The organism is Janthinobacterium agaricidamnosum NBRC 102515 = DSM 9628, assembly GCF_000723165.1.
In the GTDB taxonomy this organism is placed as follows: domain Bacteria; phylum Pseudomonadota; class Gammaproteobacteria; order Burkholderiales; family Burkholderiaceae_D; genus Janthinobacterium; species Janthinobacterium agaricidamnosum.
Genome location: NZ_HG322949.1, coordinates 5,606,346 through 5,622,366, shown reverse-complemented (window position 1 = coordinate 5,622,366; position 16,021 = coordinate 5,606,346). Strand labels below are relative to the sequence as shown.

Genomic DNA, 16,021 nt, shown 5'->3' with positions numbered 1-16,021 from the left:
TCCCATTTAAAGCAATTGCACCCGCAGCACGCCGCGCAGGGAATTGCACAGCACGATTTCCTGCGCCTGATCCAGCATCGCCCGGGTGATGATGCGTTCGCTCGCATGCCAGGCCGGATCGTCGAGCAGCACGGCGCGCTGTATGCCCGGCAGCAGGCCGCATGACAGCGGCGGCGTCAGCCAGCGGCCATCCAGCTTGATGAAGACATTGCAACGTCCGCCCTCGGTCAGTTCGCCCCGTTCATTAAAGAACAGCATGTCGAAGCAGCCTTGCGCCTCGGCGGCGCGCCAGGCGTCGTCGTAGCGCGTGCGCACGCTGGTCTTGTGGCGCAGGAACAGGTCGCTGGCGCTGGTCGCCTCCTCGGCCAGCATTGCCCGCACCGGCTCGGCCAATGGGGCCAGCAATCCGCTGCGCACCGCGTACGCGCCGGACTGGTCCAGCGACAGCCGCAAGCGATGCGCGACGCCGGGCGTGAACGCGGCGCAGGCCTCCATCAGGCAGGCGCGCGCGGCCGCCTCATCCGATGGAAAACCGAAATACGCGGCCGATGCCGACAGGCGCCGCAGATGGCGTTCCAGGTGCTGCACGCCATCGTGGCTGCCGCGCATGGTTTCAAATAGTTCGAAGTCGTTGCCCAGGCCGGTCAGGAAGCGTCCCTTGAGCCGGCATTCGGCAAATTCTTCCGGCGTGTCGCTGTCGTGGACGATGCCGGCGCCGACGCCCATTTCGCCGCTGCGAACGCCATCGCGCGGCGCTTGCAGGGTCAGCGTGCGGATCGGCACCGACATGCAAAAGTCGCCGACCTGGTGGCCATGGGCCGGCGGATCGAACCAGCCGATCGCGCCGGTGTAGATGCCGCGCGGATTGGCTTCCAGTTCATCGATGATTTCCATGGCCCGCAATTTCGGTGCGCCGGTGATCGAACCGCAGGGGTACAGCGCCTGGAAGATGTCGTGCAAGCGGGCATTTGGCCGCAAAGCGGCTTGCACGGTCGACGTCATTTGCAGCACGCCGCTGTAGCGGCGCACCTCGAACAGCGCCGGCACCTTGACGCTGCCGGTGACGGCGATGCGGCCGATATCGTTGCGCAGCAAGTCGACGATCATCAGGTTTTCGGCGCGGTTCTTGGCATCGAGCGACAGTGCGCTGGCGCGCCGGGCGTTTTCGTCGGCCTGGTCAGCCGGGGCGGCCGGCGCCGTGCCTTTCATCGGCCGCGCCGTCAATTCGCCTTGCGCGTGGCGCACGAACAGTTCCGGCGACAGCGACAGCAGCGCGCCGCCATCGGGCAGGGCCACCAGCGCGCCGTATGGCACCGGCTGGCGCCGGCGCAGCCGCGCATACAGGTCCGATGGCGTACCGAAGGCGTCGAAGCGCAGCCGGTAGGTGTAGTTCACCTGGTAGGTGTCGCCGGCTTCGATGTAGTCGTGGATGCGGCCCAGCGCGTGGGCAAAATCGTCCGCGCCGATATCGTCGCGCAGGCGGGCGATGCCGGCCGGCCGTTGCGTGTCGGCGCGCGCGGACAGCCATGCCTGCACCTGGCCGGGCGACAGCGACTGGCACGCATCGAACAGCAGTACTTGCGCCAGCGGCGCGCTTTGGTGGCGGGGGCCCAGCCCCAGCAAATGGCCGCCCAATTCGTAGCTGCACAAGGTCACCGCGAACTGGCCGCGCTCCAGCGCCGCCTGCATCTGGTCCAGCAGTTGCGGCCAGGCCTGGATGTCGCGGCACACCAGCGTGCCGGCATGGCCGGTGTACAGGCGCGAATTGGCCAATCCCTCGCCATCCGCGCTGGCGTCGTCCAGCAAGGCAAATACGTCGGTGCTCATTTTTTGGACAGCCTGCGATTGCGCTCGTTGATACTGCTTCCGGTCAGCCCAGCAGCATGGCGATTTGCTGCGCGGCGTCTTGCGCCGGGTTCAGTTTGAAGCCGCTCTTGGCGTAGCGGTGCCAGCGTCCGACCACGAAGCTGACCAGCATGCCGGCGCGCACGCCGACTTCGGTTTCATTGCCGCGGCCTTCGGCGGCGGCCACCCGCAGCGCCTGTTTCAGCGCCAGTTCGACGCGGTCGTAAAACTGGTTCATGCGCAGTTGCAGGCGCTCGTCCTCGTTGACCAGCGCGTCGCCGATCAGTACCCGGGTCATGCCCGGATTGCTGCTGGCGAAATTGAGCAGCATGCCGATGATGTCGCGCGTTTGCGCCACACCGTCGTCGTGCTTGTCGGAGATCTGGTTGATCAGGCCGAACACGCTGGTCTCGATGAACTCGATCAGCCCTTCGAACATTTGCGCCTTGCTGGCGAAGTGGCGGTACAGCGCCGCTTCGGAAACAGCCAGTTTGCCCGCCAGCGCGGCGGTGGTGATTTTTTCGCCTTTCGGTTGTTCCAGAATTGCGGCGAGGGCCTGAAGAATCTGCAGCCTGCGTTGGCCCGGCGGTGTGCTTGCCATGTTATCTCGTTTAGTTAGAAAAAAAGGATGCCTGCCGGAGGCAGTGAAGACGGCGGACTAAATGCCGGACAGATTTTACTTTGACATCGACGTAAGCGGGGCGATTTAACGCTTTTGGCAAGGCCGCCGCGCCGATCGGATCGGCCATTTCCAGGTATTGCGTGACCCACGCAGTATGTAAACCAAGCTCTTTTGCGGTTTTCAGATTGGCCAGCGTATCTTCAACCAAAATACAACGGCCCGGCCGCAGACCTTGCTTGCGCATCAATTTTCGCAACATCAGCCGGGAAGGTTTGGGGCGCAACTGGCGGTGCACCTGCATCGCCTCGATCGCGATGTGATGCGAAAAGTGGCGCTGCAGGCGCAGGTGGCGCAGCACGTCGCGCGAATAACGGCGCGGCGCGTTGGTCAGCAGGATTTTACGGCCCGGCAGGCGTTTCAGCAACTGACCCAGGCCGCGTTCGGCGCGCACCATGCCTTTCAGGTCGCCCAGCAAATGGGTCTGGTGCAGGAAGTCGGCCGGCTCCACCTGGTGGTGGCGCATCATGCCGAGCAGCGTCGCGCCATAGCGCCGCCAGTACTCGCTGCGCACCGCATTGACGATGTCGGCGCCGGCCGGCGTCGCGCCGTCGCCCAGCACGCGCGCGATGTAGGTATTCATATTGGCCGTGATCGCCGGGAAGATCGCGTGCGATGCGTTATGCAGGGTGTTATCGAGGTCGAACAGCCAGACCGGATCGGAGCGGGTAGAATTTGGCACGGAAGTCTTTAGAGTAACCATCAAGGAAAACATGCGACGCCAGATTATAGTGATGTTTTGTAGTTTATTCTGCATGGCCCTGCCTGCGGCATGGGCGGCCCCGGCCGCGCCGCCGGCCAAGGCGCCGAACCGGGGCGCGCTGTTCAAGGTCGAGCAGGGCGGCCATACGCTGTATTTGTTCGGCACCATCCACGTCGGCGAGCCGGGTTTTTTCCCGCTCGAGCCGCGTGTCACGCAAGCGTTGAAGCGCGCCAGCGTGCTGGCGCTGGAAGTCGACCCGAACGGCGACCAGAAAAACGTGGTGAGCAGCCTGGTGAAGTACGGCATGGATAGCCCCGGCCAGGTGCTGGAAAACGATTGCCGCCCGGCGCTGCTGCCGCGACTGGCGCCGTTGTTGAAAAAATTTGCCATCGCGCCCGAATCGGCGGCGCCGATGAAGCCGTGGCTGCTGGCCAGCGTGCTGGCGATCGGCGAATTCAGCGCGCAGGGTTACAAGTCCGAGCTGGCGGTCGACTCCTATCTGTCGCGCCAGGCGCACGCGCGCAAGATCCCGGTGCTGGAACTGGAATCGATGGAAAGCCAGATGGGATTGTTCGGTAATATGTCGATGGCCGACCAGTGCCGCTTCCTGGAAGAGGGGCTGGACGGGCTGGAAGACCAGGACCAGGTGCGCCAGGCGCGCGAGATGGCGCAGGCATGGGGCAGCGCCGACGCGGCCGCGCTGGACAAGGTGGCGCAGGAAGCGACCGACGACAAGACCTTCTCGGGAAAATTCATGCAGCAAGTGTTGTTGGAAGGCCGCAATCCGGGCCTGGCCGATGGCATCGCCAAATTACTGGGGCGCGAAAACAACAGCCTGGCCGCGATCGGCGTGCTGCACCTGATCGGCGCCAACAGCGTGCCGGATTTGCTGCGCAAGCGCGGGCTGAAAGTCGAGCGGGTGTATTGAAGCAGGCTGGCGATACGGGGAGAGCGGGGAAGATCGATGGTGCCCTTGACGTGGATTGAACACGTGGCCTCTCCCTTACCAAGGGAGTGCTCTACCACTGAGCTACAAGGGCATGCATGCGGCGCCGCATGGTGAATAACGCCGCGTTTGTTTTAGTGCGAACGGATCATAGTGCCAAAAGCTTGTTCGGTCAACACTTCAAGCAATAATGAGTGCTCAATTCGTCCATCGATGATGTGAACCGTGTTCACGCCCGACTTGGCGGCGTCCAGCGCGGACGAGATTTTCGGCAGCATGCCGCCCGAAATCGTACCGTCGGCGAACATCTCGTCGATTTCGCGGGCCGACAAGTCGGTCACCAGGTTGCCCTGCTTATCCTGCACGCCGGCGATATTGGTCATCATGATCAGCTTTTCGGCTTTCAGGATTTCCGCGATCTTGCCCGCGACGACGTCGGCGTTGATGTTGTACGCCTGGCCGTCCTGGCCAAAGCCGATCGGCGAAATGATCGGAATGAAGGCGTCGTCCTGCAGCGCCTTGACCACCGCCGGGTTGATCGCCTCGATCTGGCCGACGAAGCCGATGTCGAGCAGTTCGCCCGGATGTTCGCGGTCCGGCATCTGCATCTTGCGCGCGCGGATCAAGCCGCCATCCTTGCCGGTCAGGCCGACGGCCTGGCCGCCGTAATGGTTGATCAGCATGACGATGTCTTGCTGGACCTCGCCGCCCAGCACCCACTCCACCACTTCCATGGTTTCTTCATCGGTGATGCGCATGCCCTGCACGAAGGAGCCCTGTTTGCCGATCTTTTTCAGCGCATTGTCGATTTGCGGTCCGCCGCCATGCACCACCACCGGGTTCATGCCCACCAGCTTGAGCAAGATCACGTCGCGCGCGAAGCCGTGCTTCAGGCGCTCGTCGATCATCGCGTTGCCGCCGTATTTGATGACGATGGTTTTGCCATGAAAATTACGAATGTATGGCAGGGCCTCGGCCAGAATCTGCGCCTTGATCTGCGGCGCCACCGCGGTCAAGTCGTCAGTCATGTCCAGGTTCAAGTTAGGAATTTGAGTCATGGCGAGTCCGGAAAATAGATTTCTGCGATTTTACAGGGAAGATATAAATCTTAGGGCGCATTATAGGGCCATCTTGTTGTATTTTCAGTGGACATCATTTAGAGTCCGCCACAAAACCACCATGGCGCCGTTGCCGCGCCCGGTCAGGGAACGTTGTCAGACACTTCCGCGACCGCCAGAGCCGCGCCGGCTAGGCTGCCAAGCAATTAATATTGATAAATAAGTATCACGTTTAATTGAATTGTGCGTCAGGATTTTGAGTGTGCTTTGGTGGATACTCTGTATATTTTTACTGAAACTCAGGAACACTCCATGCAACCCAATTCCTTGCACCGCCAGCTGGAAGAAATGCGGCCATTGCTTGTGCGTTTCGCGCTATTGCAATTACGCAATCAATCCCTGGCTGAAGACGCCGTGCAAGACGCCCTGATTGCGGTGCTGGAAAAGCCGGACAGTTTCCAGGGCCAATCCAGCTTGCGCACGTATGTCACCGGCATCCTGAAGTTCAAGATCATCGACAATTTGCGCGCTTCCACGCGGGAACGGCAAATCGACGCCCATGACGACCAGTCGGAAGACGATGCGATCGATGCGCTGTTCGCGGCGGACGGGCATACTATCGACATGCCGCGCCAATGGGGCGACCCGGACCGCACGCTGGAGCAGCGCGATTTCTTCCGGGTGCTGGAAACGTGCCTGGAAAATTTGCCGGCCAAGACCGCGCGCATTTTCATGATGCGCGAGTGGCTGGAACTGGACACTGAAGAAATTTGTAAGGAATTGGCAATTACGACGTCTAATGCCTGGGTGCTGCTTTATCGTGCACGCATACGATTGCGCGAGTGCCTCGACTTGAACTGGTTTGGCAACCGCCAGCCGGGATAGTCATCGATGGGAGTTGAGTCATATGGAACACAAAGATGGATTGAAGCCGACTTGCCGCGAAGTGCACCGGCTGGTATCCGAAGGCATGGACCGCGATTTGTCGGTGGTCGAGCAAATTCGCATGCGCCTGCACCTGGTGGTGTGCGGCGCCTGCACCCGTTTTAACGGCCAGATGTGGCTGCTGCGCCGCGCGATGCATACTTTCCCGACGGATCAGCCGGCGCCGCCTCGGCACGAACCAGGCAAGGATACTGACCCGCGATGAGCCTGTGCAGCCGCTGCGGGGCGCCGTTCAGTTGCGGCGTCGTCGAGCCGGCCGATGTGGCCAGCCCCGCCGAATGCTGGTGCATGGCGCTGCCGCGGCTGGCCGCGCCGCCGGCCGCGTCAACCGCTACCCTCGGAGGCGCTTGCTGGTGTGCCGCCTGTTTGCGTCTATTTAGAGCCTATCCCAGTAGATGAATACGCCCTCTTCTGGCGCCCCTCAGGAACGGGGACTGCGTTGATCGTCGTCGCGTGGCTCGCCACGCTTGCTCCTCACGCCTGGTCCGCGCTCCCGATGCGCGGCCAGAACAAGACGCTCACTACTGGGACAGGCTCTTATTGGGCAGCTCGAAAAACCTGCTGCGCAGCCCTATTGCTGAACAGCACGCTTTATCGTCAACCATCCGCTAATGCCAGAAAATTCTTGGCAATATTGCTTTTTTAGATAAGACTCCTGTCTTGAGTTACAGATAGGAATCATTATGCGCATTAGGGATATCCGTATCAGCGTGCGTATCAACGCCAGTTACGCCATCCTGATCATGCTGATGATGGCGGTGATCCTGGTGGCGGTGAGCCGGATGTACGCGATCCGCGCCGAAAGCGATTACATACTGCGGCACGACTGGAGCGCGTCCGCCGCGATCAACAGCATCGGCAGCCAGTCGCGCGAAGCGGCCACGCGGGCGCTGGCGATGCTGATCCAGCACCAGCCGGCCGAGCGCGCCGCCAGCCTGGCGCGCATCGACATCATCAAGCGCGGCATCGATAGCGAGCTGAATAAACTGCATGTGCTCGACGTGGCGCCGCCGGCGCGGGCACTGGTCGAGCAACTGGAGCAGGCGCGCGACGATTATTACGCCGCCATCGGTGCGGTGGCGGGACTGGCCGAAGCCGGCCAGCGCGATAGCGCCGAACAAAAAATGATCACGCTGGCCTTGCCGGCGCTGGACCTGCTGCTGGAACGGATCTGGCGGCTCGACGACGCGCAGCAGCGCCAGATGCTGGCCAGTTCGGCCGGCGCGCGCGCCGACATCGGCGCATCGCTGGTGCTGATGAGCTGCATCGGCGTGGCCGCGGTGCTGATCGGCATCGCGTTCGCGGTCTCGGCACGCTCGATCACCCGTCCGCTCGACCAGGCCATCGCGATCGCCACGCGGGTGGCCAAGGGCGACCTCAGCTCGGTAATCGAAGTCAATTCGCGCGATGAAACGGGGGAATTGATGCAGGCGCTGAAAAACATGAGCACCAGCCTGTCGGTGGAGCAGGACTTGCGCCACGCGGTCGAGGTGGCCGAAGACGCGACCAAGATGAAGTCCGACTTCCTGGCCAATATGTCGCACGAGATCCGCACGCCGATGAACGGCATCATCGGCATGACCCATCTGGCGCTGCAGACCGAGTTGACGCCGAAGCAGAGGAATTACCTCGAAAAGGTCGAGTCGGCGTCGAAAAGCCTGCTCGGCATCATCGACGACATCCTCGATTTCTCGAAAATCGAAGCCGGCAAGATGACCTTCGAACGGGTCGATTTTTACCTGGAAGACGTGCTGGCGCAAATCGCCGACCTGTCGGTGATGCGGGCCCAGGACAAGGGCCTGGAACTGCTGTTCGATATCGCGCCGGATGTGCCGAACGTCTTGCAGGGCGACCCGCTGCGCCTGGGCCAGGTGATGATCAACCTGACCAACAACGCCATCAAGTTCACGGAAAAAGGCGAGATCGTGCTCAGCATCCGGCTGCTGGATCAGCAGCCGGAACAGAACGCCGCGTGGCTGCGGATCGAGGTGCGCGACACCGGCATCGGCCTGACGCCGGTCCAGCGCGGCAAGCTGTTCCAGGCCTTCACCCAGGCCGACACGTCGACCACCCGCCACCATGGCGGCACCGGGCTGGGACTGACGATCAGCAAGCGGCTGGTGGAAATGATGGATGGCGAGATCGGCCTGGAAAGCGAAGCGGGCGTCGGCAGCACCTTCTTTTTCACCGCCCGCTTCGGCCTGGCGGCGGTGCCGCGCGACGTCTCGGTCTCGACCTTGGCGCTGGCGGCGCCTGAAATGGCCGGCTTGCGGGTGCTGGTGGCCGACGACAATCCCAGCGCGCGCGACATCTTGCTGCACATGCTGGCCGCGCACGGCATCGCGGCGCAGGCGGTCGACAGCGGTTCGCTGGCGGTGGCCGCGGTGGCGCGCGCGCTTGCCGAAGGCCGGCCTTACGGCTTGCTGCTGATGGATTGGAAAATGCCCGGCATGGATGGCTTGCAGGCGCTTACCGCGATCCGCGCCGCCGCTGGCGCAGCTGGAACGGCCGCGCCGGCCTGCATCATGGTCAGCGCCTACAGCCGCGAGGCGCTGCTGGAAGCGGCCGAGGGCATGCCGCTGGCGGCGATCCTGAACAAGCCGGTCAGCGCCTCGTCGCTGCTGGACAGCATCGCCGCGGTATTCGGCAAGGACTTGAAGCAGGGCCGCAAGGCGCGCCGCCACACCGATTACAAGGCGGCCGAGCAGGCGGTGCGCGGCGCGCGCCTGCTGCTGGTCGAGGATAATGAGGTGAACCAGGAAGTGGCGCAGCACATCCTCGGCGGCGCCGGGGTGCATGTCGATATCGCCGCCAATGGCGCGGTGGCGCTGGCCAGGATCGCCGAAAACGATTACGACGGCGTGCTGATGGATTGCCAGATGCCGGTCATGGACGGTTACCAGGCGACCCGCAAGCTGCGCCAGGACACGCGCTTTTCCAGCTTGCCGGTGATCGCCATGACCGCCAACGCGATGGTCGGCGACAAGGAAAAATGCCTGGACGCCGGCATGAACGATTTCATCGCCAAGCCGATCGACGTGGCGCAATTGTTTACCACGCTGGCGCGCTGGGTCAGGTCGAAGCATCCGCCGCCGCCAGCCGTCCCCGCTGCCGCTGCGCTGCCGGGGCGGGAGGCCAGCCTGCCGGCCATCGCCGGCCTGCAGATGGCGCCGGCGCTGCGCCGGGTCGGCGGCAATGTCGGCTTGATGCGCACATTGCTGGGCCGTTTTGTCGACACCCAGTTCGACGTCATGCAGCGGATCGAGGCGGCCATCGCCGGCGGCGACATGACCGGCGCGATCCGCGCAGCGCACACCTTGAAAGGGCTGGCCGGCAATATCGGCGCCGCCGCGCTGGCCGACAGCGCGGCGCGGCTGGAGCAGTTGCTGAGCCTTGACGTGGGCGCCGCCGATGGCCTGGTGCGGGGCAAGGCCGCTGTCGCCGCTGAACTGGAATGCTTGCTGCCGGCAATCGCGCTGGCCATCCAAGCGCAGCCGGCCGCCCCGGCTACCGCTCCGGCTACCGCCCCGGCTACCCTGGAGCCGCTCGACCTGACGGCGCTGAGCAGCGGCTTGCGCGGCCTGTCGCAGTTGCTGGCGCAGGACGACGCCGAAGCCGTCAGGCACCTGGAGCATATCGGACCGCTGCTGGCCGCCGCCGGCCAGGCCGGCCATGCGCGCCAGTTGCGGCGCTTGCTGGGGCAGTATGATTTTGAAGGCGCGCTGGCCGAGCTGGACGCCGTCGCGACCGCCCTGCAGATCGACAATGTCAGTCAAGGACGAACATGAATGTCATGAACCCAATCAATCAAACCAAGCCGACCATCCTGGTGGTCGACGACACGCCCGACAATATCGATTTGTTGCGCGCGGTGCTGGAAGACGATTACCGCACCAAGATCGCCGTCAATGGCGAGCGGGCGCTGAAGATCGCCAGCGGCGACGACCAGCCGGACTTGATCTTGCTCGACATTATGATGCCCGGCATGAGCGGCTACGACGTGTGCCGCGCGCTGAAAGCGCATCCGGCCACCCGCGATATCCCGGTGATCTTCGTCACCGCGATGAGCGAGGTGGCCGACGAACAGCTCGGGCTGGCGCTGGGCGCGGTCGATTACATCACCAAGCCGATTTCGGCGCCCATCGTGCTGGCGCGCATCAAGACGCAGCTGGCGATGAAACGGGTGCAGGATTTCCTGCGCGACCAAAACCACTTCCTGGAAAGCGAAGTCGAACGCCGCGTGCGCGAAGTCGCGGCGCTGCAGGACGTGACGATCCACGCGATGGCGTCGCTGGCCGAAACGCGCGACAGCGAAACCGGCAACCATATCCGCCGCACTTCCTATTATGTGCGGGCGCTGGCGCAAAAGGTGCGCCACCATCCCCGCTTCAGCGATTTTTTGACCGACAAGAATATCGAACTGCTGTTCAAGACCGCGCCGCTGCACGACATCGGCAAAGTCGGCATTCCCGACCACATCTTGCTCAAGCCGGGCCGTTTCGAGCCGCACGAGATGGAAATCATGAAAACCCACACCACCAAGGGCCGCGACGCGATCCTGGCGGCCGAACATGAACTGGGCGTGGAAGTGGGCTTCCTCAAATATGCCAAGGAAATCGCCTACAGCCACCATGAAAAATGGGATGGCAGCGGTTATCCGCAGGGCCTGGCCGGCGAGGCGATCCCGATATCGGCGCGCCTGATGGCGCTGGCCGACGTCTATGACGCGCTGATCAGCCGGCGCATCTACAAGGACGGCTTGCCGCACGACGAGGCGGCGGCCATCATCGCCGCCGGACGCGGCACCCATTTCGACGCCGACCTGGTGGACGCCTTCCTGCAAATCCAGCATGAATTTGTCGCGATCGCCCAACGCTACGCCGACGGCGACCGGGAAATGCAGCAGCAGCGCGACAGAATCGACGCCTCGCTCAACTGAGCATCAACTGACCGTCTTAAAGAAGCGCATCATTTCGCGGCTGGCGTCCGGTCCCTTGCCGTCGGTGTAGCTGCCGCTGTCGCTGCCGCCCGACCACGCGTGGCCGGCGCCGTGGATCACCCAGTATTCGCCGAGCGGCGTGCCGTCGGCCTGGCTGTGGGTGGTGCGCGTGTAGCTGTGGCCATTCGGCACGCTGCCCGCATCGACCGCCGCCGCCGCCTGCTTGCCGCCGGCCTGGTTGCGCAAACCCTGGGCCATCAATTCATCGCCGTTGCGCGGACTGACGGTGCTGTCGCGGTCGCCATGGAACACGATGATCGGCACGCCGCCGCCCGGCAGTTTCCGGGCAGGCGCCGCCGCGCCGCTTTTCATCGCCGCCAGCGCCGACGGCAAATCCTGGGCCGCCGCGAACGGCAAGCCCGAATGCACGCCGACCGCCGCGAACAGTTCCGGATACAGCGTGCCGGCGATCACCGCCATCGCGCCGCCGGCCGACAGTCCGGCCACATACACCTGCCGTTGGTTGACCGGATATTGCTCGATGATTTGCTGGGCGATGCCGGCGATGATAGACGGTTCGCCCTGGCCGCGCTGCTGGTCGAGCGCATTGAACCAGTTCCAGCATTGCATTTGATTGGCGCTTTTGGCTTGCGCCGGATAGACCACGAAACACTGCTTTTCCTCGGCCAGCGCATTCATCTGGGTGCCGGCGGCGAAGTCGTCCGGGTTCTGGGTGCAGCCGTGCAGCATCACCACCAGCGGCATCGCCTGGCCATGGTAGCTGCTGGGGATGTACAGCTTGTAGGCGCGCGTGCCGGCCTGATTCTGGTACGAGCCGCTGATGAATTGCGCGCCTTCCGGCAGCGGCGGCGCGGGCGTGGCCGCGCCGGGCGCCTTCATGCCGGGCAGCTCGAAACCCTGGCCCAGCTTGCTTAATTGTTCCAGGTTGCCGGGCATGCCGAGCCGCGCGATGAAATCCTGGACTTTTTCCTGCGCCGTTTGTGGCGCGGCCGATTGAGCTTGCGGCTGCGGCGCGGCTTTTGCTTTCGTCGTCGGCGGCGGCGGGTTTATATCATGCATCGTGTCGTGCAGCGTTTTCTCGTGTGCGGCAGGCGCCGCCGGCTGGGCCGCGCCCAGGCCGCCCAGCGCCTGCTGGATCGCGGTGGTGGTGGCGGCCGGGCCTTTGCCCATCAGGTTGCGGGCGGCTTCGCGCATTTGCGCAAACATGTCTGGAGGTAGTTTCATGGCTATCTTTCTTCAACAGTGTCGCGCTTTGGCGGGCAGGTGTGCCGCTATTTGCAAAGCGCTAGTGAATTCGTCCTGCCAAGGCGGCTTTGACGACCGCGCTTGCATGCAAGGCTCCTAGTACGAAAATCGATTCAATCGTCGCCAGCGCCAGTTCCACCGAGACGTCGCTGGCGATGCTGGCCAGTCCCAGTACCTGGATTTGCAGGCGCTCTCCGCTGGCCTGGATCGCTTCCAGGTCCGTGCGGGAATAATGCTGCATGCCCAATACCAGGCTTTTGCGGGCCACGGTTTGTTTGACCACGTCGGCATGCGTATTCAACTGGTTGCGTATCGCGGTACGGATCAGATCCGTCCGGTTTGAATAAAATCCCTCTTGCACCAGCAAATCGATCTGGCCCAGGTCGATCAAGCCCAGGTTGATCGTGATTTTTTCCGATTCGCTGACTTTCAGTTTGATTTCTTGCTTGGCCATAACTGTCCGATCATCTCCATATACTCCATGCGGCATCCATTTGCCATCTGTATGGATGGTAGTATAAGCTTGTCTCTGCTGAAGTCAAGCACAATCCTGTTGCAGCCGGTCACGCCGATTCGCGGCATAATGGAGCTTTACCCTGTTTGCGATAGCGCTTGATAATGCCTGCACTAACCATTCCTACCCGCGCCGCGGCTGAACTGGCCGCGCCGGTGCCGTCGCCCTGCGTCAGCCTGTGCAAGATGAACCGCGACAGCGGCCTGTGCGAAGGCTGCATGCGCACGCTCGATGAAATCATCGCGTGGAGCAAGGCCGACGACGACTTCAAGCGCGCCGTGTGGGCCGAGTTGCCGGGCCGCGAAGCGCTGATCGACTTCGATTCATGAAGCCGCTGCCGGCCACGCTACAGGTCTTCCAGCGTGGCTGGCTGTCGTCGAATAACATCTTGCTGAGCGGGCGCGGCGACACTGCGCTGATCGACAGCGGTTACGCCAGCCACGCGCCGCAAACGCTGGCGCTGGTGCAGGCCGCCTTGCAGGGACGGCCGCTGGACCGCCTGTTCAACACCCATCTGCATTCCGACCATTGCGGCGGCAACGCCATCTTGCAGGCCCATTACGGCTGCCGCACGGCGATCCCGGCGGCCGAGGCGGACAAGGTGCGCTGCTGGGATACCGACGCGCTCAGCTTCAAGGCCACCGGCCAGCAATGCCAGCGTTTTGTGTGCGATGCGACCATCGCGCCGGGCGACGTGCTGATCCTCGGCGAGCTGGAATGGCAAGTGCTGGGCGCGCCCGGCCACGATCCGCATGCGCTGATTTTTTACTGTCCGCAGGAGCGTCTGCTGATTTCGGGCGACGCGCTGTGGGAAAACGGCTTTGGCGTGATCTTCCCGGAACTCGACGGCGAATCCGGTTTTGCGGAGGCGCGCGCGACGCTGGAATTGATCGCCGGGCTGGATGCGGAACTGGCGATACCGGGCCACGGCGCGCCGTTCGGCGCTGTCGATGGGGCATTGAAGCGGGCCTTTTCGCGGCTCGATTATCTGTCGTCCGAGCCGCTGCGCAACGCGCAGAACGCGGTCAAGGTGCTGCTGAAATTCCTGCTGCTGGAGCGGCGCCGCATCGCACTGGCCGAACTGCCGGACTTGCTCGATGCGATACCGGTACTGCGCGCATCGAACCGGCGCCTGCTGCGCCAGCCGCGCGCCGAGCTGGCCGCATGGGCGGTGCGGCAATTGATCAAGGCCGGCGCGGCGCGCATCGACGGCGCTTACCTGATCAACGAGCCGGCGTAAATGCCGCTGCCGGCGATATGTAAAAATTAATATTTCCCCATCGTGCGCACGCGGCGCGCCCGGATGCAAGCACTGGAATAGAAGCCTGGCTCTACAAGCAGCGGGCGTTTGTCGCGCCAATTTCGCACGTTCGTACTTTTTTCGTCTTATAATCGGTTCACGTCTTTCCGATCAATTCATATCAGCGAGTCCGCCATGGCATTGCCAATTGCGTTGCAAAACCTATCCCTTCCCGTTATCGGCTCGCCGCTGTTCATCGCCAGCGGCCCGGCCTTGGTGGCGGCTCAATGCAAGGCCGGCATCGTCGGCTCCTTCCCGGCGCTCAATGCGCGGCCGGCCGCATTGCTCGATACCTGGCTGACCGACCTGCAAGCCGAACTGGCCGCCTACCAGGCCGCGCATCCGCACGCCAAGGTCGGCCCGATCGCCGTCAACCAGATCGTGCACCAGTCGAACGACCGCCTGGCGCATGACGTCGCGGTGTGCGTCGAACACAAGGTGCCCATCATTATTTCGTCGCTGCGCGCGCCGCCGAAAGAGATGCTGGATGCGATCCACGGCTACGGCGGCATCGTGCTGCACGACGTGGTATCGATCCGCCATGCGGAAAAATCGCTGGAAGCCGGCGTCGACGGCCTGATCCTGGTGGCGGCCGGCGCCGGCGGCCATGCCGGCACGCTGTCGCCGTTCGCGCTGGTCGGCGAAGTGCGCAAATTCTTCAACGGTCCGCTGGCGCTGTCCGGCTCGATTGCCACCGGCGACGCCATCCTGGCGGCGCAGGCGATGGGCGCCGACTTCGCCTACATCGGCTCGCGCTGGCTGGCGACCCGGGAATCGAACGTCAGCGACGGCTACCGCGACGCCATCGTCGAATCGGCCGCGTCGGACATCGTCTACACCAACCTGTTCACCGGCGTGCACGGCAATTACCTGAAGAAATCGATCATCGCGGCGGGATTGAACCCGGACGCGTTGCCGGAAGCGGACAAGAGCTCGATGAATTTCGGCTCCGGCAGCGCCAAGGCGTGGCGCGACATCTGGGGCGCCGGCCAGGGCGTGGGCTTGATGAACGACGTGCCGAGCGTGGCCGACATGGTGGCCCGTTTGAAGCAGGAATACGACGCGGCGCGGGCGCGCCTGAGCCTGTAAAGTAAAAAAGTCGTGTAGGTCGGATTAGCGCAGCGTAATCCGACGTTGAGCCGATGGCGGCGCTTGTTGGATTACGCCCCGCGGGCTAATCCAAGCTACGCCAGTGATTCAAACAGCTGGCCGACCTGAGAGAGCCGCCGGCTGTTCAGGGTGCTTAATTCTGCTTCAAGTCTTCCGGGCTGATGGCCCATAATCCCGGCAAATTACGCCAGTAGCCATACGCATCCATGCCGAAACCGACCACGAAGCGGTTCGGGATGGTCAGGCCGACGATGTCGGCTTGCACGGGCTTCGATTTTCCGATGGCCTTGTCGGCGAACACCGCCAAAATCACTTCCGCCGCGCCCATGTCGAGCAGGCGCTGCTTGACGTGCGCCAGCGTTTCGCCTTCGTCCAGGATGTCGTCCAGCACGATGACGGTGCGGCCGGCCACGTTCGAGCGCGGGATCACTTTCCACACCACTTCGCCGCCCTTGTCGTCGTCGCCGTAGCGGCTGACGTGGATGTAGTCGAATTCCAGCGGGAAGCTCAGTTGCGGCAGCAGGCTGCCGGTGAAGACCACCGCGCCGCCCATCACGCCCAGCACCAGCGGGAACTCTTCGCAGCCGTCGGCGTTATAGCGCGTGTTCAGCACGTCGGCCATGCGCGTCACCGCGGTTTGCACGTCGTGTTGATCGAAAATCAATTCCGCATTTTTTAACAGCGCGCGGGCTCGCTGGTGATGAAACTCTTGCATG

The 16,021-nt window shown here is 63.2% G+C and carries 16 protein-coding genes and 1 tRNA gene; 9 read left to right on the top strand and 8 right to left on the bottom strand.

Annotated features, from left to right (window positions below; translation table 11 throughout):
* Positions 1-6 precede the first annotated feature (6 nt).
* The 3 genes from pabB to GJA_RS24345 are packed head-to-tail and all read right to left on the bottom strand — an operon-like array spanning position 7 to position 3,227.
* Entirely contained in the window at positions 7-1,827 is a 1,821-nt protein-coding gene (pabB, locus tag GJA_RS24355; RefSeq protein WP_038497611.1) for an aminodeoxychorismate synthase component I, read from the bottom strand.
* A 43-nt stretch (positions 1,828-1,870) separates the two neighbouring features.
* Positions 1,871-2,446, bottom strand: coding sequence for a nucleoid occlusion factor SlmA (gene slmA, locus GJA_RS24350; RefSeq protein ID WP_038497610.1), 576 nt, complete (start codon positions 2,444-2,446; stop codon positions 1,871-1,873).
* 10 nt (positions 2,447-2,456) lie between these two features.
* A complete protein-coding gene (locus GJA_RS24345) occupies positions 2,457-3,227 on the bottom strand; it encodes a pyrimidine 5'-nucleotidase (RefSeq protein ID WP_038501002.1) in 771 nt (256 codons plus the stop codon).
* A gap of 52 nt (positions 3,228-3,279) precedes the next feature.
* On the opposite strand from GJA_RS24345, the gene GJA_RS24340 reads away from it, so the two are divergent.
* On the top strand, positions 3,280-4,155 hold the full coding sequence (locus GJA_RS24340) for a TraB/GumN family protein (protein WP_242404620.1): 876 nt from the start codon (positions 3,280-3,282) through the stop codon (positions 4,153-4,155).
* Positions 4,156-4,192: 37 nt separating this feature from the next.
* On the opposite strand, the gene GJA_RS24335 is transcribed toward GJA_RS24340, so the two are convergent.
* Positions 4,193-4,267 (bottom strand) — tRNA-Thr (locus GJA_RS24335).
* Between the two features lie 40 nt (positions 4,268-4,307).
* Complete coding sequence (gene argB / locus GJA_RS24330; protein WP_038497608.1) at positions 4,308-5,201, bottom strand: acetylglutamate kinase; 894 nt, start codon at positions 5,199-5,201, stop codon at positions 4,308-4,310.
* Between the two features lie 342 nt (positions 5,202-5,543).
* Here argB and GJA_RS24325 point away from each other — a divergent pair, with 342 nt between their 5' ends.
* From GJA_RS24325 to GJA_RS24310, 5 genes are all read left to right on the top strand, one after another.
* The gene (locus tag GJA_RS24325) at positions 5,544-6,116 is read left to right on the top strand and encodes a sigma-70 family RNA polymerase sigma factor (RefSeq protein WP_038497607.1); all 573 of its coding nucleotides are present in this window, start codon (positions 5,544-5,546) and stop codon (positions 6,114-6,116) included.
* A gap of 22 nt (positions 6,117-6,138) precedes the next feature.
* Positions 6,139-6,381, top strand: a complete 243-nt coding sequence (locus tag GJA_RS24320) for a zf-HC2 domain-containing protein (protein WP_038497606.1) — start codon at positions 6,139-6,141, stop codon at positions 6,379-6,381.
* Positions 6,378-6,575 carry a cysteine-rich CWC family protein gene (locus GJA_RS26930; RefSeq protein ID WP_081905555.1) on the top strand — a complete coding sequence of 66 codons (198 nt, stop codon included), beginning with the start codon at positions 6,378-6,380 and terminating at the stop codon, positions 6,573-6,575. The genes GJA_RS24320 and GJA_RS26930 overlap by 4 nt, the downstream gene beginning before the upstream one ends.
* Positions 6,576-6,859: 284 nt before the next feature.
* Positions 6,860-9,964, top strand: coding sequence for a response regulator (locus GJA_RS24315; protein ID WP_038497605.1), 3,105 nt, complete (start codon positions 6,860-6,862; stop codon positions 9,962-9,964).
* A 5-nt stretch (positions 9,965-9,969) separates the two neighbouring features.
* Positions 9,970-11,115, top strand: a complete 1,146-nt coding sequence (locus tag GJA_RS24310) for a response regulator (protein WP_038497604.1) — start codon at positions 9,970-9,972, stop codon at positions 11,113-11,115.
* Between the two features lie 3 nt (positions 11,116-11,118).
* Here GJA_RS24310 and GJA_RS24305 read toward each other — a convergent pair whose 3' ends face one another.
* Positions 11,119-12,360 (bottom strand): extracellular catalytic domain type 1 short-chain-length polyhydroxyalkanoate depolymerase, encoded by a 1,242-nt coding sequence (locus tag GJA_RS24305; protein ID WP_242404619.1) that lies wholly within the window; start codon positions 12,358-12,360, stop codon positions 11,119-11,121.
* A 61-nt stretch (positions 12,361-12,421) separates the two neighbouring features.
* Positions 12,422-12,835 (bottom strand): CopG family transcriptional regulator, encoded by a 414-nt coding sequence (locus GJA_RS24300; RefSeq protein WP_038497603.1) that lies wholly within the window; start codon positions 12,833-12,835, stop codon positions 12,422-12,424.
* A 164-nt stretch (positions 12,836-12,999) separates the two neighbouring features.
* Here GJA_RS24300 and GJA_RS24295 point away from each other — a divergent pair, with 164 nt between their 5' ends.
* The 3 genes from GJA_RS24295 to GJA_RS24285 all read left to right on the top strand — a co-directional run bounded on the left by GJA_RS24295 (position 13,000) and on the right by GJA_RS24285 (position 15,284).
* Complete coding sequence (locus GJA_RS24295; RefSeq protein ID WP_038497602.1) at positions 13,000-13,224, top strand: DUF1289 domain-containing protein; 225 nt, start codon at positions 13,000-13,002, stop codon at positions 13,222-13,224.
* Positions 13,221-14,135, top strand: coding sequence for an MBL fold metallo-hydrolase (locus tag GJA_RS24290; RefSeq protein WP_038497601.1), 915 nt, complete (start codon positions 13,221-13,223; stop codon positions 14,133-14,135). The genes GJA_RS24295 and GJA_RS24290 overlap by 4 nt, the downstream gene beginning before the upstream one ends.
* Positions 14,136-14,330: 195 nt before the next feature.
* A complete protein-coding gene (locus GJA_RS24285; RefSeq protein WP_038497600.1) occupies positions 14,331-15,284 on the top strand; it encodes an NAD(P)H-dependent flavin oxidoreductase in 954 nt (317 codons plus the stop codon).
* Positions 15,285-15,438: 154 nt separating this feature from the next.
* Here GJA_RS24285 and GJA_RS24280 read toward each other — a convergent pair whose 3' ends face one another.
* A complete protein-coding gene (locus tag GJA_RS24280; protein WP_038497599.1) occupies positions 15,439-16,020 on the bottom strand; it encodes a hypoxanthine-guanine phosphoribosyltransferase in 582 nt (193 codons plus the stop codon).
* Position 16,021 lies beyond the last annotated feature (1 nt).

Coding starts and splice junctions, on each gene's coding strand:
- pabB (WP_038497611.1), bottom strand. CDS start 1,827: ATGAGCACCGACGTATTTGCCTTGCTGGACGACGCCAGCGCGGATGGC.
- slmA (WP_038497610.1), bottom strand. CDS start 2,446: ATGGCAAGCACACCGCCGGGCCAACGCAGGCTGCAGATTCTTCAGGCC.
- GJA_RS24345 (WP_038501002.1), bottom strand. CDS start 3,227: ATGGTTACTCTAAAGACTTCCGTGCCAAATTCTACCCGCTCCGATCCG.
- GJA_RS24340 (WP_242404620.1), top strand. CDS start 3,280: ATGGCCCTGCCTGCGGCATGGGCGGCCCCGGCCGCGCCGCCGGCCAAG.
- argB (WP_038497608.1), bottom strand. CDS start 5,201: ATGACTGACGACTTGACCGCGGTGGCGCCGCAGATCAAGGCGCAGATT.
- GJA_RS24325 (WP_038497607.1), top strand. CDS start 5,544: ATGCAACCCAATTCCTTGCACCGCCAGCTGGAAGAAATGCGGCCATTG.
- GJA_RS24320 (WP_038497606.1), top strand. CDS start 6,139: ATGGAACACAAAGATGGATTGAAGCCGACTTGCCGCGAAGTGCACCGG.
- GJA_RS26930 (WP_081905555.1), top strand. CDS start 6,378: ATGAGCCTGTGCAGCCGCTGCGGGGCGCCGTTCAGTTGCGGCGTCGTC.
- GJA_RS24315 (WP_038497605.1), top strand. CDS start 6,860: ATGCGCATTAGGGATATCCGTATCAGCGTGCGTATCAACGCCAGTTAC.
- GJA_RS24310 (WP_038497604.1), top strand. CDS start 9,970: ATGAACCCAATCAATCAAACCAAGCCGACCATCCTGGTGGTCGACGAC.
- GJA_RS24305 (WP_242404619.1), bottom strand. CDS start 12,360: ATGAAACTACCTCCAGACATGTTTGCGCAAATGCGCGAAGCCGCCCGC.
- GJA_RS24300 (WP_038497603.1), bottom strand. CDS start 12,835: ATGGCCAAGCAAGAAATCAAACTGAAAGTCAGCGAATCGGAAAAAATC.
- GJA_RS24295 (WP_038497602.1), top strand. CDS start 13,000: ATGCCTGCACTAACCATTCCTACCCGCGCCGCGGCTGAACTGGCCGCG.
- GJA_RS24290 (WP_038497601.1), top strand. CDS start 13,221: ATGAAGCCGCTGCCGGCCACGCTACAGGTCTTCCAGCGTGGCTGGCTG.
- GJA_RS24285 (WP_038497600.1), top strand. CDS start 14,331: ATGGCATTGCCAATTGCGTTGCAAAACCTATCCCTTCCCGTTATCGGC.
- GJA_RS24280 (WP_038497599.1), bottom strand. CDS start 16,020: ATGCAAGAGTTTCATCACCAGCGAGCCCGCGCGCTGTTAAAAAATGCG.